The sequence below is a fragment of the Paenarthrobacter sp. NPDC090517 genome, assembly GCF_044769165.1.
GTDB lineage: Bacteria > Actinomycetota > Actinomycetes > Actinomycetales > Micrococcaceae > Arthrobacter.
This window is the reverse complement of sequence record NZ_JBIVXN010000003.1, coordinates 116,546-134,850: the sequence shown is the minus strand read 5'-3', so window position 1 is coordinate 134,850 and position 18,305 is coordinate 116,546. Positions and strand designations below refer to the sequence as shown.

The window sequence follows — 18,305 nt, the reverse complement described above, 5'->3', positions numbered from 1 at the left end:
TACGGCCCTGGAGTGAATCAGTACCTGTTGCGTAAGTCGGTGACTTTGCCCAAGTCGTTGGAGACTGTGGGCAAATCCGTTGCGCTGGGGGACTCTTCGCTGATGAGCTCGATGATGTAGTGCGTCGTTGCATGATCGTCGAGGCTTCGGACCCTGTGAGGAACAAGCGGTCCTGATGAACCGACAGTCTTGAAAGCGACGTATCCGGGCTGGGCGACTTGTTCCAGTGACCAATCGTCATCTCCAAGCTCCTGGCCTTGGACGTGTCCGTTTTCGGGCCAGAGGATCACATGATCGTGGAAATGCTGGTGGTAATCGAACATGCCGTGGGCGGGGATGGTCATCGACCACACCCGGACCCTCTCGTTTTCGAAGATCAGTTTGTCTCCAGGGGTGGGAGGGTATGTGCCCTGTGCGTCCGTCATGACTCTCCTGGTCGATCCGTTCCTGGCCCGAGCGAGCTGCTACGGGGCCGCTCCCATTGGCAAGGATTGGATGTAAATGTGTAGAATTGGATCCGATTTGATGTGATGAATATCGCATGCATCTGGTGGCGGCGTCAACCCGTCACGGAAAATTCACCGTATGTTTCTGTCGCCCGGGTGCTTGTTTGCACCAGGGGCGCGAAGCACTTCCATGATGGGAAAGAACTTGACGAACGCAGCAGCATCCCGGACCGGCGCCGGCCCCACCGCAGAACCTCCCCTGGATCTATGGGGCATGGTTGCAACGCCATTTCTGCCGGACTTGAAGGGGGTTGATGAGAAATCGCTGGGGCAGCTGGCGCGGACGCTGGTCGAGCGAGGATGTACAACGCTGGTAGGCCTTGGTGTTATCGCCGAACCGGGTAGCCTCTCCATGAGTGAGAAGCTGCTGTCGATGGAAGCGATTGCGGATGCCGCCGGCGAAATACCGGTAGTAGGTTCAGTTATGTCAGTGCGTGAAAGTGAAGCGTTGCTGGAAGCCGGGCAGCTGACGCGAGCCTTGCGGGGGCAACTCTCGGCGATCATGGTGCCGGTTACCAATAGCGACTCAGCGACATTCCGCGGTCATCTTCTGGGCGTCCACCGGGCTACCGGACTGCCGATCCTGGTTCAGGATCTACCGCGTGCCACGGGCATCCGGATCAGCGCCGAGGATCTTGCGATGGCCGTTGCAGGCTTGGATTTCATCGCGGGTATCAAATGCGAGGCTGAGCCCACGTTTGCGACCATTCAGCATCTGGCAGCTACAACGTCGTGTCGCCTCATCGGGGGCTTCGGGGGGTTGGGTTTGGTGGAGGATCTCCGTGCTGGAGCAGTTGGAATGGTTGCCGGGATCACTCGCCCGGAGGTACTTGCCGCGGCCATGACCGCGTGGCAGTCGGGTAATGAAAGTCGCGCCGCCGCCTTGATCGGGGGGATTTCCGGGCTCATCAACTATGAAACCCGGCCGGGGACGAGTGTAGCAATCCGAAAAGAGCATTGGCGCAGGCAGGGCATCATAGAATTCGCTGGGGTAAGGCCGCCGGCCAGCTCGTGGTCGGCGGCCTTCGATCCGCACAGTCGGTTCTATGGATTCATCTGAGCTCGGTGGAACTAAACTGCGGCGACCTGATTTTCCGGCTCGGGCACCGGCGTCTGTCGCCCCAAAAGATGGCCAACCACAGCAGCTACGAGGGTGATTGCTGCTGAAAGTGCGATGCCAAGCGCCAGGTGAACTGATAACAGAACCGCGCCGACCGTTGCGCCGGCGCTGATGAGCAAAACAGCCAGTAGGCGCCGTGGCCACGGCTGGGAGATGCGGGCCGCCAACCACGAATCCGCAGAAAGCCCGGTAATGGTCGAAGTGACGACCACCGTAGTGACATCTTTGACGCCCAGGTGTCGGGCGGCGGCGGCTTGGGCACCCATCGTCGTTGCTATAACCGCAGCGACAACGATCTCACTCAACTCCGGGGCTCCGGCGGACTCAAGGCTCAGGTACACTGCCAGTGCGGTCAGGGCGAGGCCTACACCTAGCAGGATCCCGGTGGTGACGCCGGTCCATGCTGCTTCCAGCCCTCGAAGTGCGCGCCCGGCTATTGCTGCGCCGGCCATAAACCCCACGAGCGCAACGGCGGGGCCAACAATCGGTAGTCCATCCGCGCCGGCCAGGGCCATACCAAGGATGACCACATTCCCTGTCATGTTGCCGGTGAACACTTTGTCGAGGCCAAGGTAACCCACGGCGTCGGCCACGCCGGTGGAGAACGTCAAACCCAGCATCAGCCAAAGGTGAACCGTCGCTACCTTGGGGCGATTTCGGGCTTTCACAGAGCCGCCCCGCTCAGGTCAGCGAGCCAGCGGAGGGGGTGAGCCAGGGCAAAGGAGCTATCAATTGGATATGTCATAAGCTAATGATATCCAGAACAGCTAGAATTGGATCCAAAATGACTCTAAGTTATGACCGCCGTAACTGTCAGCCTTGTTGCGTTTGTGATCCCATGTGAATTTCGACAAGTTCCCGTGCCCGGGCGCTGTGCTCAATGGTCAGTTTGCGCGCAAGTTCGGAGTCCCGTTCTTCGATTGCGTCAGCGATGCGCAGGTGCTCTTCTGCATTGTCGCTTAGCAAACGAGGGTCCCCTCCAAGCGCTGACCATGTCAGGTTTCTCGGCATCCGATGATGCAGGGCGTTGATGCTCAAGCTGAGCTGCCTGTTGCCGGAAGCTTGGATAACGGTGCCATGGAAGAGCTCATTGGCTTTGTACCAAAGTTCCTTGGCCTTCTCGTTGGATCCCTTGCGCGCTTCTTCGGCGGCCGCTTCAAACCATTGCCCTGCCAGATGGAGCTTGTCCATTTCGGCCTGAGTGCAGCCGCGTGCCGCGCGGAATGCCGCATGGCCTTCAAGTACGCCACGAACCTCAAAGGCCTCTGCAATATCGCGCATGGAGGGCATCTTCACGCGGGCGCCACGGTTTGCGACAATCTCGACGACGCCGAGTGCCTGGAGACGGTGGAGAGCTTCGCGTATTGGCATCCGGCTGACCCCGAATTCTTCGGCCAATCTTTCCTGCCGAATCCACGACCCGACACCGAACTCGCCGTCGCTAATTCGTTCCTGAAGTGCGTTGACCAGAAAGTCGACGGTGCGTGCCCGCCCTTCGGTTGGTTGAAGGCGGGTGTCACTGTCAGTGGGGTCAGTCATTGGGTCCTCCAAGATCGATGCTAACGCATTTCAGTCAATTGGATCCTATCTGAATCAACTACCTGTAGGGATGTAGTGACTGAAGCAGCGCAGAGAAGGAAGGTCATCTACCGGCGGCGTAGCCCTGATTGCCTCGTGGGTTTGCGGCCGCACTGACTTGACCGGTCTCGGGATCCCTGAGGACCGTCGATAGGCGCCCCAGGGACCAGCCGTCGACCATGGTCACGTCGTGGCCCCTTTCCCTCAACTCGGCCAGGACCTCAGGCTGAAGACGAGACTCGGCAATGACACCCAGTGCGTTCCACGTTCGTGGCCAGAACGAACTGGCCAGGGCGCTGGTGTGGAATGTAGGTGCATCTATCGCTTCCTGGGGCGTATACCCACCTACAAGCGTCCTGAGCAGATAGAGCAACTGCCACTGATCCTGTTGATCACCGCCCGGCGATCCCAGGGAAGCGACCACACGGCCATCTCGCATCAGCAGCGTGGGGCTTAGTGTCGTTCGGGGCCTGGCCCCCGGGCGGAGTGCCGAAGGTGAGGATTCGTCCAGCCACGTCATCTGCAGTCGAGTCCCGAGGGCGAAGCCCAACTCGGGGATCGCGGGGGAGGACTGTAACCAGCCGCCCGATGGCGTCGCGCTGACCATGTTTCCGTATCTGTCGACGACGTCCAGATGGCAAGTGTCTCCCCGGGTTTCGCCCGTTATCCGGACGGTGGGTTCGCCGGCGCCCAGCGCGGATGTCGAATCAAGGGCATTAACAAGCGGGGGCCTGTGGGCAGGGATTCCGGGCAAAGCTCCCGGCCGGAAGTCCTTTGACGCATAGTCCGAAATGAGCTGAGCCCGGTCCCTGCCGTATGCGTCGGAGTACAAGGCTGTGAGATCCGCCGGCTCCGCACGCGAGTCCCCATAGAAGGAATCCCGGTCAGCCATGGCGAGCTTCAATGCTTCGATGATGGTGTGGGCGCCGAGGGCTGTTGATGGATCCAAATGTTCATCGTCAAAATTCTTAAGGATAGCCAGACACTGCAAAAGTGCCGGTCCCTGCGACCAGAAACCCGCTTTGAGAACAGTCGTCCCACGGAAGTCCATGGATACCGGTTCTTCGATGCAGACGTTGAAGTCAGAGAAGTCGCTGAGGCCGATAACTCCCGCGTGATCTGTTCCGGACGAGTGCCTATGGGGCCTGCGTGCGAAAGTGGTAAGGGCTTGGGCGACAAAACCTTCCTTCCACTCCTTGAGGGATTCACGGATCCTGCCCTGGCGCGTATTAGCCGCGCTACCGGCTTCAATCAATCGTTTAAGGACATTGGCGTAGGCTACGTTTTTGACGTTGTCTCCCGCCGCGGGAAGTTTCTGGTCCGGGATCCAAAGCGACGCGGAAGTAGGCCAGTGTTGCTCAAAATGCACTGCCATGGTGCCGATCACTGCCGCCGCTTGATGACCTATAGGGTGGCCATTCTCTGCGTAGTGGATGGCGTACTCGAGCACTTCTGCCAATTCCCACGATCCGTGGTCGGCCAGCAACGTCATCCAGGCTTCAACGGCCGCCGGGACAGCTGCCGCAAGCGCGCCGGCACCAGGCACTGAATCGAGACCCTCCGCGGCAAAGTGCTGAATAGTGGCTCTCGCCGGGGCTGGTCCCTGACCCATCAGGACGCGCGGATCCCGGCCCCTGGGTGCGTAGAGCGCCACCATGTCACCAGCGGGCCCGTTGAGGTGGGGTTCAACGACGTGCAGCACGAAGCCAGCCGCTACGGCTGCGTCGAACGCGTTGCCCCCACGCTCCAAAACAGACTGGGCACTCGCCGTAGCCAGCCAATGGGTGGAGGCGCTCATGCCGAACGAGCCCTGAAGAGTGGGCCGGGTAGGCGTCGCAGCCGCCGTCGTGTATTTCGTTGCAAAACCTGTGTGCGTCATGAGCCTAGTGTATTCAATTTTTCCCGTTTTGGATCCAATTATTGAGCCTAGTTCTCGTCTTCTGCCGGGCTGGCCGGAAGGGGAGTGGATCGGCCCCATCCTAAGTCCTTAGTGAGATGGTCCAGGAGTGGTTGAACCCGATAGGGCAGCGGGGTGGAGACGGTAAGCGTTGTGTTGGTGTGCCGAACGCCGGGAATGTCCACCATTCTGGCTGCAGCGGACTGAACTCCCTGCAGGGTGGTGGAGGCAACCCGGACCATGAGGTCTTCGCGTCCTGCCTGCGTAGTGACTTCAAGAACCTCCGGGATCCTACTGAGGGCATCGACCACCTTTGCGAGCTGGCGCTGGTCCAATTCCAAGCCAATGAAGGCCTGGACGGGAACGCCCGCTGCCTCCAGGTCCATCACAGGGGAGAATCCCTTGAGTATGCCTGCGCCTTCCAGCCGTTGAAGTCTTCCCAGAACCGTATTCCGTGAAATTCCCAGTTGCACTGCCAGTTCCGCCACTCCCACCCTGGCCTTACTGTGCAGCCGCTTGAGGAGTTCGGCGTCGAGCTTGTCAATGGTGATCATTTTGTTCAGTTGCCCCTTCGAGTGCATCGCGCCAAGTGGACGATTCGTTTAGTTGCTGACGAATGTGTTGACCATATCACCATGCTTACCTCACGATTGTGGAACAAATCCGTATTGGATCCAATTATCCGGCATCAGGAGGCACCACGTGTGTGCGGCGTTATTGATCAAGCCCGACATGGGCAGGGACGGTACCTTCGACGTCGACGTTGATCAGACCAGCGGTCACGAACTAGTACGGATCATTCGTGACAGAGATACGGGACTGAGGGCGATCGTGGCGATCCACGATTCTTCCCTCGGCCCGGCACTGGGGGGAACACGCTTCTTTCCCTACAGGGATGAAAAGGAAGCCCTCACAGATGTCCTGCGGTTGTCCGAGGGAATGACGCTCAAGGCAGCCGCTGCTGGACTTCCGCTTGGCGGCGGCAAAGCGGTAATCATCGGGGACCCCCGGACGGGAAAGTCTCGGGAGCTGCTTGAAGCGTACGGCAGGTTCGTGGACATGTTTGAGGGCCAATACATCACTGCAGGGGACGTGGGGACGACGGCGTCCGACATGGACATCATTGGTTCCCAAACCCGTTGGGTGGTAGGCCGCAACACGGGAGGATCCGGAGACAGCGGGTTTTCTACGGCCTTGGGTGTGTACTCGGCCATGCAAGCCGGCGCGCTCCACCTTTGGGGCAGTGCGGGGCTTTCGGGCCGCAGCGTCGGTGTAGAAGGTGCAGGAAAAGTTGGGGGCCAGCTTGTCCGTCTGCTCGTGGACGCAGGTGCGAAAGTGGTCCTCGCCGATCGTGATCCCGAGGCAGTGGAGCGCACCGTCCAAGCTAATCCCGGGATAGCCACAGCGTCTGCAGTACTGGATCAGGGAATCGACGTCTACGCTCCTTGTGCTTTGGGAGCCACCCTGAACGAAACGACAATCCCCTCCCTTAGGGCGCGATTGGTTTGTGGTGCTGCCAATAATCAATTACTGACTGCGGAGGGTGAAAGCCAACTCCACGCACAGGGCACCCTCTGGATACCCGATTACGTTGCCAATGCCGGTGGCTTGATTCAGGTCTCATCCGAGGTCTGCGATCCAGGCGCAGAAGAAGTAACTACCCGAATTGCAATGATCGGCGCCGCCGTCACCGAGATGCTCAGCACAGCACGGGATGGTTCGAAAACCCCGGCAATGGCAGCTCGGGAAATTGTGCAGCGCCGTCTTGCCGATGCAACAGGAGGCCGCGCATGACTGCCGAACCAATCCAGCTACTAAGCCAGGATGGAACCCTTTTATCACACCCTGATTTGTCTCTTGATCAGGACACCGTAGATGGCGCTGCCCTCTTACGAGACATGATCATGACCCGCAGGGTGGACACCGAGGCAATCGCGCTGCAACGCCAGGGAGAACTTGGACTGTGGCCATCCCTGCTGGGTCAGGAAGCAGCGCAAGTAGGAGCCGCCGCCTCACTGGCGGAAAGGGACGTTGTTTTTCCTACCTACCGCGAACACGGTGTGGCGTGGTGCCGTGGGGTGGATCCGGTAAACCTCTTGGGACTCTTTCGAGGCACAACCCTGGGTGGCTGGGATCCCACAGAGAACAACTTCAACCTCTACACACTGGTCATTGGCGCCCAAACCCTTCATGCAGTGGGATATGCGATGGCCATAGTGCGCGACGGTGACGTCGGGACGGGCAATCGCGAACGTGACCGTGCGGTCCTGGTGTTCCTTGGTGATGGGGCCTTGAGCGAAGGAGAAACCAACGAGGCGTTCATCTGGGCTGCGGCCCAGAATCTTCCCGTTGTCTTCTTCTGTCAAAACAATCAATGGGCGATCTCGGCTCCCTATTCTGTCCAAAGCCGGGTTTCCGTCGCACAGCGCGCCCAAGGGTTCGGTTTTCCCGGCATAAGAGTCGACGGCAATGACGTCCTGGCATGCCTGGCGGCAACCCGCGACGCAATGGCATCGGCCAGGGCGGGAAATGGCCCAACGCTCATCGAAGCATTCACGTACCGGCGCAATCCGCACACAACCTCGGACGATGACGGACGCTACCGCTCAGGCGCAGAAAACGACGTATGGGCATCACTGGACCCAATCGAACGCCTCAGCAACTACCTGACAGCCGCTGGACTTATTGACCAATCGTTTTTGGATCGGATCGCCCAGGAAGAACAGGAATTGGCCGAAAGGCTCAGGGCCGGCTGCCGCTCCGCCAAGGACCCTGCCCCCGATCTGCCCTTTAGAACTACGTACACCGACATCACAGCGGAACTTGAACGCCAAATGAATGACCATAAGGCCTTTGTGGAGGCAGCAGAATGAGCAAGCAGCTGAGCACCATGCCGATCGCGCACGCCTTGAACGCCGGGTTGCGCGAGGCCATGGAAGAGAATGACAAAGTCATGTTGATCGGAGAAGACATCGGCCAATTGGGCGGAGTTTTCAGAGTCACCGACGGGCTCCAAAAGAGCTTCGGCGATCTAAGGGTCGTGGATTCTCCACTGGGTGAAGCAGGGATTATCGGAAGTGCCATAGGTCTCGCAATGGCAGGCTATCGACCGGTCTGCGAGATCCAGTTTGACGGTTTTGTGTTTCCTGCAATGAACCAGATCATTACTCAGCTCGCAAAGTACAGGCACCGATCAGAGGGCAGAGTGAGTCTGCCTGTCGTAATCCGTATACCGGTCGGAGGAGGTATCGGCGCGATCGAGCACCACTCCGAGTCTCCGGAAGCCTATTTTGCCCATACTGCAGGCCTGAAGGTGGTCAGCCCGTCGTCGCCGCAGGAGGCATACGACATGATCCGTTTGGCAGTGCGCAGCCAGGACCCTGTGGTGTTCCTCGAACCTAAACGTTCCTACTGGCTCAAAGGCGAGGTCGACCCAGCCCGGGCGCCTCAGCCTTTGGAGAAGGCAACTGTCGTCCGACCCGGCAATGACTTGACTCTTGTGGCCTACGGGGCCCTGGTTCCCGTGGCCCAAAAAGTCGCCGACGTATGCGCCGAAGAAGGCCGCAGCGTTGAGGTCGTTGATCTCCGATCACTGTCCCCGATTGATGATGCCACGATCATCGAGTCGGTAGAACGCACCGGTCGTCTGGTCGTCGCCCACGAGGCTTCCCGCACGGCAGGATTGGGCGCGGAGATCGCCGCCCGAGTCCAAGATGCAGCCTTCCATTCTTTGGAGGCTCCAATCATCAGGGTCACCGGTTACGACACGCCGTACCCACCGAGCCGGCTTGAAGAAGACTGGCTGCCCGGGTTCGACCGCATTCTCGACGCCGTTGACCAGAGCTTCAACTACTAACGGAACCGGAACCATGACTATCAAAGAATTTGCCCTTCCGGATGTGGGTGAGGGCCTCACAGAAGCAGAAATCGTAAAATGGTTGGTCAAGAGCGGAGACCATGTCACGGTCAACCAAGCCATTGTGGAGATTGAAACCGCAAAATCGCTGGTGGAACTACCATGTCCCTTCGCAGGAGAAGTCCGCGAACTGCTGGCCGAACAGGGCGAAACAGTTGATGTGGGACGCGCGATCATCAGCATAACGACCTCGTTGACCGAAAACTCCAGCACAAACCAGCCATCCACGGATGCGAAGGAATCCGTGGCCGATGATCGGAACCCGAAGCTGTTGGTGGGTTATGGGGCCCGGGAAACCGTGGCCAAACGACGGCGGTCGCGGACAACGGGACCAGATAAGCAATTTCGCCACGCTCCCGCAGTATCGGTGGGCCGGCCCAAAGCAAGCCCGCCTGTGAGGAAGCTGGCGAAAGACCTGGGATTGGACCTTCACACCATCGAACCAACAGGTAACGATGGAATAAGGACCCGCGAAGATGTGCTGAGGGCGGCACACTCAGTCAGCACATCCAACGCTCCTGCAGGAGCAGTCACCCCCGGCGACATCCGAATCCCCATTAAGGGCGTTCGTAAACACACTGCCGCAGCGATGGTCCAATCAGCATTCACGGCACCGCATGTCACAGAATTCGTCGCCGTCGATATCACGCGCACTTTGGAACTGAAGGCCGAAATCAGTCGCCGCAGAGAATTCTCAGGAATCAAGCTCACGCCTCTGACCTTCGTAGCCAGTGCCTTCCTGAAGGCACTTCAAAGAACGCCGGAAGCAAATGCCAGCTGGGACGAGGAAGCTCAGGAGATCGTGCAATTCGCGCAGATCAACCTAGGCATCGCGGCAGCCACACCCCGCGGTCTGATGGTTCCCAACGTCAAAGGCGCCCAGCAGATGGGCCTCCTCGAACTAGCGGGAGCGATTGGAGACTTGGCAGCTACGGCCCGTGCGGGCAAAACCGAACCGCAGGCTATGTCCCAAGGCACCGTGACCATCACTAACATCGGCGTGTTCGGCATCGATTCCGGAACCCCCATCCTCAACCCAGGGGAAGCTGCGATCCTGGCGGTCGGAACTGTCCGTCGGACTCCCTGGGTTGTGGAGGACGAACGCGGGGAAAGGATCGAACCAAGGTCCATCCTTCAACTGGCTCTCTCCTTCGACCATCGCATCATAGACGGGCAGCAAGGTTCTCAGCTGCTGGCCGACACCGCTGCTCTGCTCCGCGAACCAGGGCTTGCATTTCTATAGAGCTCGCCCGCAGCCAACCTGAGAGGCATGACACAGGCCGGACATGGAGACGAACCAAGCCTTCCTGGTCACCGACTGGACCATCCTCATCGGAGCCATGGTTCATGTTTGGCAGGACCGACGCATTCTTCGTATGGGTGTCGTTGAGACAGTTTCGACCGACGGCCGCGTCATCTGGCTCGAGCAGGGGCATGGCTTCGGCCGGCAAGTGGTGGACAAGGGGTCGGGATTCCAGATCCTGATATCCGAACAACAACTCAGATCCATCGGCAAGCTCCAGTAGTACAAATCCACCATTAGCTGACCCTGATAAGAAAAGAGGAATCATGCCAGTGCTCAAAGAGGCAATGCCGAAAGTGTGTGCGGCCACTGCCCAGCATGACGACCTACCGCCGTATCCGGAAGCCGACCTTCTGTTCCTCGCGGACCTCCTCACCGCAGAGGAATACGCCAGGCTCCAGAGCGTACGGGACTTCTTTCAGCGCGAGGTACGGACCATAGCTGTTGACTTTTGGAACAGAGCCGAATTCCCCTTCGAGCTCCTTCCCCGTCTTGCCGAACAGCAGCTGACCGGCCTGAACAGCCAAGGACATTTGCTAGCGGGCCTGATTCAGATGGAATTCGCCCGTGCTGATACTTCCATCTCGACCTTCTTCGGCGTGCATGACGAGCTCTTCACCGCCGCCATCAGGGAACTCGGGTCTGAGGACCATCGCCGAAGAATTCTTCCCGAGCTGCTGTCGCTCAAAAAAATTGGAGCATTCGCCCTCACAGAGCCGCTGCACGGATCCGACATCTCACGGGAAATGCAGACGACGGCGACCCAAGACGGCGGCGAATGGATCTTGAACGGCCATAAGCGGTGGATTGGAAACGCCACTTTCGCTGATTACGTTTTGGTGTGGGCCCGTGACACCGCAGACGGGCAAATCAAGGGCTTTATCGTAGAAAAGGGCACCCAGGGCTTCCATACACAGGCAATCCCCAACAAGACCGCCGTTCGGATAATCCAAAACGCCGACATCACCTTGGATAACGTTCGAATTCCCTTCACCAACTGGCTGCCCGGAACAAACACTTTCCGTGACGCCAATTCCCTTCTCCTGCACTCCCGGGTCTGGGTCAGCTGGCAAGCGGTGGGACAGCAGCTTGCAGCATTCGATGTTGCCCGGGCCTATGCCTTGCAAAGGCAACAGTTCGGCAAACCCATCGCGTCATTCCAACTCATTCAGGAACAGTTGGCCAGAATGGCCGGAAACGCCACCATGTCGCTCTCTCTCATGATCCAGCTTGCCCGCCTCAAGGAATCGGGGAGGCTCACCATGGACCATGCGGCACTGGCTAAGGCGAGTTGTACAGGTCTGATGCGCAGCACCGTTGCACTTGGCAGGTCCATCGTTGGCGGAAACGGAATCAGTACCGACTTTGAGATGGCGAAAATCTTTGCGGACGCCGAGGCCATCTATTCGTACGAGGGAAGCTACGAAATCAACGCGCTCTTGGTCGGCCGGGCGGTAACCGGGATCTCGGCATTCGGCTGATGCCCCCGCGACCTACTTCAGCACACCCCAACGGAGGAGCACCTCAATGGAAATCAACAACACCGCAGCAATCGTTACCGGTGGCGCTTCTGGACTGGGCGCGGCAACCGTTCGTGCACTGGCCCTGAATGGCTCCACGGTATTCGCCGTGGATCTGGAGGAATCAATCCAGAACGCTGAGCCCGTGAGCGGCGTGGATTACCTCGCCGCCGATGTCACCGACCCAGGACAGGTCCGCAGTGCCATCGAGAAGGCATCAGCCGGACTCCCACTCCGGACGGTTGTTAACTGTGCCGGGATCTTGCCAACAATGCGAATCCTCGGCAGGAGAGGAGTCCATGACTCCGCGCTCTTCATGAAAGTTGTCCAAATCAACCTGGTGGGTTCGTTCAACGTTCTGTCGGCCGCAGCTGAAGCAATCTCGAAGACGGCCGCCGATGAGCACGGACAGCGCGGTGTCATCATCAACACTGCCTCGATCGCGGCGTTTGAAGGGCAAATAGGCCAATCCGCTTATGCCGCATCAAAGGCCGGAATCGTGGGCCTGACGTTGCCTGCGGCGCGGGACCTGGCTCCGTTCGGCATACGAGTGAACACCATTGCACCGGGCATTGTTGAAACCCCCATGATGGCGTCCGTCAGTGAAGAGGTGCGCAAAGGCCTCGCCGCAGACGTCACATTTCCTAAACGGTTGGCCCGCCCCGAGGAATTTGCCCAGCTTGCCCTTTCGATCATTGAGCACGACTACCTCAATGGGGAAACCATCCGCATGGACGGCGCTCTGCGGATGGCATCCCGGTAAGCGAAAACTCCATACCGGAAGCCCACGACTTATTCCGAAGGACACACATGAACAAGCAATCGTCAGTAAAACACATCCCGCCACGACCGGACGACGTGGTGATCGTAGGGGGAGCCAGAACCCCACACGGCAAGCTAAACGGCCAGCTGGCCAGCTTTACTGCCGTAGATCTCGGCGCGGCTGCCGTAAGCGGGGCACTCGAAAAGGCAGGAATCGATCCCTCTTTGGTCGACGCAGTCGTGATAGGGCAAGTAGTCCAAGCCGGCTCAGGTCAAAACCCCGCCCGCCAGACATCGCTCAAAGCCGGCATCCGGACCGAAGCGCCCGCAACGACCGTGAACAAAGTATGCCTTTCGGGTCTTACCGCCGTTATTGACGCCGCCCGCCTTATCCGTGCCGGAGACGCCCAAGTGGTTGTGGCCGGGGGACAGGAGTCCATGACCAGGAGTCCGCACCTGCTGCCGGGGGCACGCCAGGGTTGGCTCTACGGCCAGGGGATCATGGAAGATTCGCTCGTTCGGGATGGGCTCAGTGACGCCCAGGAGGCCGTGTCCATGGGGATTCTGACGGAGCGCGGAAACGAAGTTCTCGGTATTGAACGGCTCGAGCAGGACGAAGTGGCAGCAGCGTCACACCGGCGAGCCGCCCAAGCTGCCCAGGGAGGGGTCTTCAACGACGAGATCGTTCCCATCACCGTCAGGCTAAAAAAGGGAGAGCCTCGAGTCCTCAAGCATGACGAGCAGGTGCGCCCCGCCACGGATGTAGAGACCCTGGCCAAACTCCCTCCAGCTTTCGACGCAAATGGGAGCATAACGGCGGGCAATGCTTCCCCACTCACCGACGGCGCTGCAGCGGTTGTCCTCACCAGTCGGGCAAATGCGGAACGCCTCAACTGCCAGATACTTGCAGTTGTGGGCGCTCCCGGCCAGGTGGCGGGTCCAGACAACTCACTGCATTCGCAGCCAGCACATGCCATCTCATCCGCACTGGCCAAGTCGGGGTGGACAGTAGAGCAACTCGATTTCGTCGAGATCAACGAGGCTTTCGCAGCTGTCGCTGTTCAGTCCCTCAAAGAACTGAACATTCCCTTGGACCGCTGCAACATACACGGCGGAGCCATCGCGCTGGGCCACCCAATCGGCGCGTCCGGAGCGCGGATTGCGCTGCACGCAGCAAACGAACTATTCCGCCTCGGCACCGGCAGGGCAGCAGTGGCCCTTTGCGGCGGCGGCGGCCAAGGCGAAGCACTTTTACTCTACCGAAACTAGTCTTCCCGGCTCCGAGATACACCAAACGGACCATCCGAGCGCGCCTACGTTCCCCGACTACCAATTCCAGGATGAATTGATGACAACAACCTATGAAGTCCTCGTTGACAAGAATTACTCCGTGGCAGCTCCGAAGGGACTGTTCTAAATGCTGTACTCCACAACCACCCCGGAACAGAAGCGGGTGCGCCTGCGGGAGTTGCTGGCCTCAGGGACCGTGCAGCAGTTCCCGGGCGCCTTCAACCCGCTCTCAGCACGCCTGATTGAAGAGAAGGGCTTCGCCGGGGTCTACATCTCCGGCGCCGTCCTGGCCAACGACCTCGGCCTGCCCGACATCGGACTGACCACGTTGACTGAGGTGGCTACCCGCGCCGGGCAGATCGCCCGCATGACGGACCTGCCCTCCCTCGTGGACGCCGACACCGGCTTCGGCGAACCCATGAACGTGGCCCGCACCATCCAGGAACTCGAGAACGCGGGCCTGGCCGGCTGCCACATTGAGGACCAGTTCAACCCGAAACGCTGCGGACACCTGGACGGCAAAAACGTCGTCGACATCGACACCGCCACCAAACGCATCCGCGCCGCAGCAGACGCCCGACGCGACCCGAACTTCCTCATCATGGCCCGCACCGACATCCGGGCGGTCGACGGAATCCAAGCCGCGCAAGACCGCGCCAAAGCCCTCGTGGACGCCGGCGCCGACGCGATCTTCCCCGAAGCCATGCGGGACCTGGACGAATTCCAGGCCATCCGCGACGCCGTGGACGTGCCCATCCTGGCCAACATGACCGAGTTCGGCAAAAGCGACCTCTACACCACCGAGCAACTCCAGCAAGTCGGGGTGAACATGGTCATCTACCCCGTCACCCTCCTCCGCATTGCCATGCGGGCGGCAGAGGGAACCCTGAACACCCTCAAGAGGCTGGGTACCCAAGAGGTACGCGTCGGCGAAATGCTCACCCGTGCGCGCCTCTATGAACTCGTCGACTACGAGGCCTACAACCAATTCGATACCGGCGTATTCAACTTTGAAGTGCCCTCGCTGTTCACAAAGACAAAGGAGTCACGATGATCATTCAGCAGGAAGTAGTGCAAGCGCCCGAAGTTCGTAGAGGATTGGCCGGCGTCGTGGTGGACTACACCGCCGTCTCGAAGGTCAACCCGGACACCAACTCGCTGCTCTACCGCGGCTACCCGGTCCAGGAACTGGCCGCCAAGTGCAGCTTCGAAGAAGTCGCCTACCTGCTGTGGAACGGCGAACTGCCCAACGAAACCCAGCTCGCCGAATTCACCGCCAGGGAACGCGCAGGCCGCGCCCTGGACCCTGTGGTCAAGACGGTAGTGGACGCCTTGCCCACCACCGCCCACCCCATGGACGTCTGCCGCACGGCAGCATCGGTGCTCGGCGCCCGGCACGAACTGGCCGAGGACTCCACGCCGGAAGCGAACATGAAGAAGGCAATCGACCTCTGGGCCGCGATGCCCTCCGTGGTGGCCTACGACCAGCGCCGCCGCCGCGGCCAGGACTCAATTGGGGCCCGCGAGGACCTGGACTACTCGGCCAACTTCCTCTGGATGACCTTCGGTGAAGAACAGGTCCCCGAAGTGGTGGAGGCGTTCAACGTCTCCATGATCCTGTACGCGGAGCACTCCTTCAACGCCTCCACCTTCACGGCCCGAGTGGTCACCTCCACACTCTCGGACCTGCATTCAGCGGTGACCGCCGCGATCGGCGCGTTGAAGGGTCCGCTGCATGGCGGCGCCAACGAAGCCGTGATGCACACCTTCGACGAGATCGGCATCCGCAGCGAGGAATCCCTCGAGGAAGCCGCCACCCGTGCCCGGGCCTGGATGGAAGACGCCCTGGCCCAGAAGAAGAAAGTCATGGGCTTCGGACACCGCGTCTACAAGCATGGTGATTCCCGCGTGCCTACCATGAAAGCCGCCCTGGACAAGATGATCGCCCACTACGGACGACCCGAACTCCTGGGCCTCTACAACGGACTCGAGCAGGCCATGGACGAGGCCAAAGCCATCAAACCCAACCTCGACTACCCTGCCGGCCCCACCTACCACCTCATGGGATTCGACACCCAGACGTTCACCCCGCTGTTCGTCGCCAGCCGCATCACCGGCTGGACCGCCCACATCATGGAACAGGTGGCCTCCAACTCCCTGATCCGTCCCTTGAGCGAATACAACGGACCCGAAGAACGGCACGTCGCTGTAGCGACTCCTGCGATCTGATGAGACCCCTCCGGAACGGCAACACTGAACAATGAGGACCGCAATGAACTACCAATCCATCAACGTGTCGCGCGACGACCGGGTCGGCATAATCACGTTGAACAGGCCCGAGGCGCTCAATGCCTTGAACTATGAACTCATGCAGGAAGTAGTTTCAGCGGCGACCAAAATGGATAGAGACGCCACAATAGGAGCCATCGTCCTCACCGGTTCAGAACGCGTCTTTGCCGCAGGGGCTGACATTAAAGAAATGTCGTCCAAATCGTACATGGACTTGTACTTTGAAGATTGGCTGCAGGACTGGGAAAGGCTCTCTGGCGTTCGCACGCCTGTCGTGGCTGCAGTCTCTGGCCATGCACTGGGCGGCGGCTGTGAACTGGCCATGGCCTGCGATTTTATACTTGCCTCCGACACTGCAACCTTCGGCCAGCCGGAAGTTAAGCTCGGCGTCATTCCCGGAATGGGCGGTTCTCAGCGACTGACACGGGCGGTCGGAAAAGCGAAGGCCATGGAAATGATTCTCACCGGCCGAACCATAGATGCTGTCGAAGCCGAACGAATAGGTCTTGTGGCCCGAATAGTTCCCGGAAACGGACTCATCGAAGATGCTCTAAAAACGGCTGCGGCGATCGCCGGGATGCCAGCCCCAGCCGTGATGCTCGCTAAAGAAGCAGTAAATGCGGCCTTTCAGACAACCCTGGATAGCGGGATCCTGTTCGAACGCCGCATCTTCCATTCCATTTTTGCCACAGCTGACCAAAAGGAAGGCATGCTGGCATTCGTCGAGAAGCGCCCTGCGCGCTTCTTGCACCGATAAGTACTCGTCCGCACGAGCCTCTTGAATACCTCAACATAAGCGAATCCAAGCCAGCGGAACAGAGTACCCATAATCTCCCGGCGCGGCAGATGACGTCGCAACGCAGAGCCCGAAATCCGGGTGCCGCGCCGGGATCCACTCCCCGGGGCGTCTTTTGCCAGCTGCAGTTCAGCGGCGGGATTGCCTACCCGGCTTCATTTGCGAAAACGCACAAAATGCCAAGACAGGAAATCGGAATGACTCAGACTGCCCATGGCGTCGAATTCAGCCAGCAGCTTTCGGATACCCCGAGGTCTGCTGAGGAGCGTGCAGCCGTCCTGGCGAACCCGGGCTTCGGCGACTACTTCACCGACCACACCGCCGTCGTCGACTACAAGGTTGACGCCGATGGCAATGGCGGTTGGCAGAATGCCAGGATCGAGCCTTACGGACCCATCTCCCTTGACCCCTCGGCTGCGGTCCTGCATTACGGCCAGGAGATCTTCGAGGGCCTGAAGGCCTACCGTCACGCTGATGGTTCCGTTTGGACTTTCCGGCCCGAGGCCAACGCCGCGCGCTTGAACAAGTCCGCGCGTCGCCTTGCCCTCCCGGAGCTGCCCGAAGAGTACTTCCTGGGCGCCATCCGCGAACTGGTGCAGGCGGACAAGGAATGGGTTCCTTCCGGTGACGGTGAAGCCCTTTACCTGCGCCCGTTCATGATCGCCACGGAGGCGTTCCTGGGTGTGCGTGCTGCCCGTGAAGTGTCCTTCCGCGTCATTGCTTCTCCTGCCGGGAACTACTTCGGCGGCGAGCTCAAGCCCGTGTCCATCTGGATCTCCCGCGAATACGCCCGTGCCGGTCGTGGCGGTACTGGTGCTGCCAAGTGCGGAGGCAACTACGCAGCTTCCCTGATCGCGCAGCAGGAAGCCGAAGCGAACGGGTGCAAGCAGGTACTGTTCCTGGACCACTCCAATGACGACGCCGTGGAAGAACTCGGCGGCATGAATGTCTTCTTCGTCATGAAGGACGGCTCCCTGGTCACTCCCGCCTTGAGCGGCACCATCCTTGAAGGCGTTACCCGCATGTCTGTTATCCAGGTGGCCAAGGACATGGGCCGAGAGGTGACCGAGCGCAAGATCACCCTGGACGAATGGCGCGACGGCGTTGCCTCCGGTGAGATCACCGAGGTCTTCGCTTGCGGCACTGCAGCTGTGATCACGCCGATCGGTGTGCTCAAGGACGCTACCGAATTCATCGGCTCCGAGGACGCGAAGGCCGGGGAAACCACCATGGCTATCCGCCGGCAGCTCCTGGGCATCCAGACCGGAACCGTCAAGGACACCCACGACTGGCTGACCCGACTGCTCTAGCCTCCGGGCGAGGAGGTG

At 59.8% G+C, this 18,305-nt stretch carries 18 protein-coding genes; 13 read left to right on the top strand and 5 right to left on the bottom strand.

Annotated elements, in window-relative coordinates; translation table 11 throughout:
• Positions 1–17: 17 nt before the first annotated feature.
• A complete protein-coding gene (locus ACIQTW_RS12285; RefSeq protein ID WP_402937148.1) occupies positions 18–425 on the bottom strand; it encodes a hypothetical protein in 408 nt (135 codons plus the stop codon).
• A gap of 226 nt (positions 426–651) precedes the next feature.
• On the opposite strand from ACIQTW_RS12285, the gene ACIQTW_RS12280 reads away from it, so the two are divergent.
• The gene (locus ACIQTW_RS12280; RefSeq protein WP_402937147.1) at positions 652–1,566 is read left to right on the top strand and encodes a dihydrodipicolinate synthase family protein; all 915 of its coding nucleotides are present in this window, start codon (positions 652–654) and stop codon (positions 1,564–1,566) included.
• Positions 1,567–1,577: 11 nt separating this feature from the next.
• Here ACIQTW_RS12280 and ACIQTW_RS12275 read toward each other — a convergent pair whose 3' ends face one another.
• The 4 genes from ACIQTW_RS12275 to ACIQTW_RS12260 all read right to left on the bottom strand — a co-directional run bounded on the left by ACIQTW_RS12275 (position 1,578) and on the right by ACIQTW_RS12260 (position 5,655).
• Positions 1,578–2,294 (bottom strand): YoaK family protein, encoded by a 717-nt coding sequence (locus ACIQTW_RS12275; RefSeq protein ID WP_402937145.1) that lies wholly within the window; start codon positions 2,292–2,294, stop codon positions 1,578–1,580.
• A 145-nt stretch (positions 2,295–2,439) separates the two neighbouring features.
• Positions 2,440–3,165 carry a GntR family transcriptional regulator gene (locus ACIQTW_RS12270; protein WP_402937144.1) on the bottom strand — a complete coding sequence of 242 codons (726 nt, stop codon included), beginning with the start codon at positions 3,163–3,165 and terminating at the stop codon, positions 2,440–2,442.
• A gap of 103 nt (positions 3,166–3,268) precedes the next feature.
• Positions 3,269–5,083 carry a gamma-glutamyltransferase family protein gene (locus tag ACIQTW_RS12265; protein WP_402937142.1) on the bottom strand — a complete coding sequence of 605 codons (1,815 nt, stop codon included), beginning with the start codon at positions 5,081–5,083 and terminating at the stop codon, positions 3,269–3,271.
• A 47-nt stretch (positions 5,084–5,130) separates the two neighbouring features.
• Positions 5,131–5,655 carry an Lrp/AsnC family transcriptional regulator gene (locus tag ACIQTW_RS12260; RefSeq protein ID WP_402937140.1) on the bottom strand — a complete coding sequence of 175 codons (525 nt, stop codon included), beginning with the start codon at positions 5,653–5,655 and terminating at the stop codon, positions 5,131–5,133.
• Between the two features lie 148 nt (positions 5,656–5,803).
• On the opposite strand from ACIQTW_RS12260, the gene ACIQTW_RS12255 reads away from it, so the two are divergent.
• The 12 genes from ACIQTW_RS12255 (at position 5,804) to ACIQTW_RS12200 (ending at position 18,287) form a co-directional block, all read left to right on the top strand.
• A complete protein-coding gene (locus ACIQTW_RS12255; protein WP_402937138.1) occupies positions 5,804–6,895 on the top strand; it encodes a Glu/Leu/Phe/Val dehydrogenase in 1,092 nt (363 codons plus the stop codon).
• Complete coding sequence (locus tag ACIQTW_RS12250; RefSeq protein WP_402937137.1) at positions 6,892–7,974, top strand: thiamine pyrophosphate-dependent enzyme; 1,083 nt, start codon at positions 6,892–6,894, stop codon at positions 7,972–7,974. The genes ACIQTW_RS12255 and ACIQTW_RS12250 overlap by 4 nt, the downstream gene beginning before the upstream one ends.
• The gene (locus tag ACIQTW_RS12245) at positions 7,971–8,957 is read left to right on the top strand and encodes an alpha-ketoacid dehydrogenase subunit beta (protein ID WP_402937135.1); all 987 of its coding nucleotides are present in this window, start codon (positions 7,971–7,973) and stop codon (positions 8,955–8,957) included. The genes ACIQTW_RS12250 and ACIQTW_RS12245 overlap by 4 nt, the downstream gene beginning before the upstream one ends.
• Positions 8,958–8,970: 13 nt before the next feature.
• Positions 8,971–10,260 carry a dihydrolipoamide acetyltransferase family protein gene (locus tag ACIQTW_RS12240; RefSeq protein ID WP_402937133.1) on the top strand — a complete coding sequence of 430 codons (1,290 nt, stop codon included), beginning with the start codon at positions 8,971–8,973 and terminating at the stop codon, positions 10,258–10,260.
• 43 nt (positions 10,261–10,303) lie between these two features.
• On the top strand, positions 10,304–10,543 hold the full coding sequence (locus tag ACIQTW_RS12235; RefSeq protein ID WP_159734508.1) for a hypothetical protein: 240 nt from the start codon (positions 10,304–10,306) through the stop codon (positions 10,541–10,543).
• A 43-nt stretch (positions 10,544–10,586) separates the two neighbouring features.
• Positions 10,587–11,801, top strand: a complete 1,215-nt coding sequence (locus ACIQTW_RS12230) for an acyl-CoA dehydrogenase family protein (RefSeq protein WP_402937132.1) — start codon at positions 10,587–10,589, stop codon at positions 11,799–11,801.
• Between the two features lie 46 nt (positions 11,802–11,847).
• Positions 11,848–12,603, top strand: a complete 756-nt coding sequence (locus tag ACIQTW_RS12225; RefSeq protein ID WP_402937131.1) for an SDR family NAD(P)-dependent oxidoreductase — start codon at positions 11,848–11,850, stop codon at positions 12,601–12,603.
• Positions 12,604–12,650: 47 nt separating this feature from the next.
• A complete protein-coding gene (locus ACIQTW_RS12220) occupies positions 12,651–13,871 on the top strand; it encodes an acetyl-CoA C-acetyltransferase (protein ID WP_402937129.1) in 1,221 nt (406 codons plus the stop codon).
• Positions 13,872–14,019: 148 nt separating this feature from the next.
• A complete protein-coding gene (gene prpB / locus ACIQTW_RS12215; protein WP_402937127.1) occupies positions 14,020–14,946 on the top strand; it encodes a methylisocitrate lyase in 927 nt (308 codons plus the stop codon).
• The gene (locus ACIQTW_RS12210) at positions 14,943–16,121 is read left to right on the top strand and encodes a bifunctional 2-methylcitrate synthase/citrate synthase (RefSeq protein WP_402937126.1); all 1,179 of its coding nucleotides are present in this window, start codon (positions 14,943–14,945) and stop codon (positions 16,119–16,121) included. The genes prpB and ACIQTW_RS12210 overlap by 4 nt, the downstream gene beginning before the upstream one ends.
• Before the next feature lie 43 nt (positions 16,122–16,164).
• A complete protein-coding gene (locus ACIQTW_RS12205) occupies positions 16,165–16,938 on the top strand; it encodes an enoyl-CoA hydratase (RefSeq protein ID WP_402937125.1) in 774 nt (257 codons plus the stop codon).
• Positions 16,939–17,174: 236 nt separating this feature from the next.
• Entirely contained in the window at positions 17,175–18,287 is a 1,113-nt protein-coding gene (locus ACIQTW_RS12200; RefSeq protein ID WP_402937124.1) for a branched-chain amino acid aminotransferase, read from the top strand.
• Positions 18,288–18,305 lie beyond the last annotated feature (18 nt).

What these genes read in the sequence shown, in the direction of transcription:
- ACIQTW_RS12285 (WP_402937148.1), bottom strand. Translation starts at nt 425, where the DNA reads ATGACGGACGCACAGGGCACATACCCTCCCACCCCTGGAGACAAACTG.
- ACIQTW_RS12270 (WP_402937144.1), bottom strand. Translation starts at nt 3,165, where the DNA reads ATGACTGACCCCACTGACAGTGACACCCGCCTTCAACCAACCGAAGGG.
- ACIQTW_RS12265 (WP_402937142.1), bottom strand. Translation starts at nt 5,083, where the DNA reads ATGACGCACACAGGTTTTGCAACGAAATACACGACGGCGGCTGCGACG.
- ACIQTW_RS12260 (WP_402937140.1), bottom strand. Translation starts at nt 5,655, where the DNA reads ATGATCACCATTGACAAGCTCGACGCCGAACTCCTCAAGCGGCTGCAC.
- ACIQTW_RS12250 (WP_402937137.1), top strand. Translation starts at nt 6,892, where the DNA reads ATGACTGCCGAACCAATCCAGCTACTAAGCCAGGATGGAACCCTTTTA.
- ACIQTW_RS12245 (WP_402937135.1), top strand. Translation starts at nt 7,971, where the DNA reads ATGAGCAAGCAGCTGAGCACCATGCCGATCGCGCACGCCTTGAACGCC.
- ACIQTW_RS12240 (WP_402937133.1), top strand. Translation starts at nt 8,971, where the DNA reads ATGACTATCAAAGAATTTGCCCTTCCGGATGTGGGTGAGGGCCTCACA.
- ACIQTW_RS12235 (WP_159734508.1), top strand. Translation starts at nt 10,304, where the DNA reads ATGGAGACGAACCAAGCCTTCCTGGTCACCGACTGGACCATCCTCATC.
- ACIQTW_RS12230 (WP_402937132.1), top strand. Translation starts at nt 10,587, where the DNA reads ATGCCAGTGCTCAAAGAGGCAATGCCGAAAGTGTGTGCGGCCACTGCC.
- ACIQTW_RS12225 (WP_402937131.1), top strand. Translation starts at nt 11,848, where the DNA reads ATGGAAATCAACAACACCGCAGCAATCGTTACCGGTGGCGCTTCTGGA.
- ACIQTW_RS12220 (WP_402937129.1), top strand. Translation starts at nt 12,651, where the DNA reads ATGAACAAGCAATCGTCAGTAAAACACATCCCGCCACGACCGGACGAC.
- prpB (WP_402937127.1), top strand. Translation starts at nt 14,020, where the DNA reads ATGCTGTACTCCACAACCACCCCGGAACAGAAGCGGGTGCGCCTGCGG.
- ACIQTW_RS12210 (WP_402937126.1), top strand. Translation starts at nt 14,943, where the DNA reads ATGATCATTCAGCAGGAAGTAGTGCAAGCGCCCGAAGTTCGTAGAGGA.
- ACIQTW_RS12205 (WP_402937125.1), top strand. Translation starts at nt 16,165, where the DNA reads ATGAACTACCAATCCATCAACGTGTCGCGCGACGACCGGGTCGGCATA.
- ACIQTW_RS12200 (WP_402937124.1), top strand. Translation starts at nt 17,175, where the DNA reads ATGACTCAGACTGCCCATGGCGTCGAATTCAGCCAGCAGCTTTCGGAT.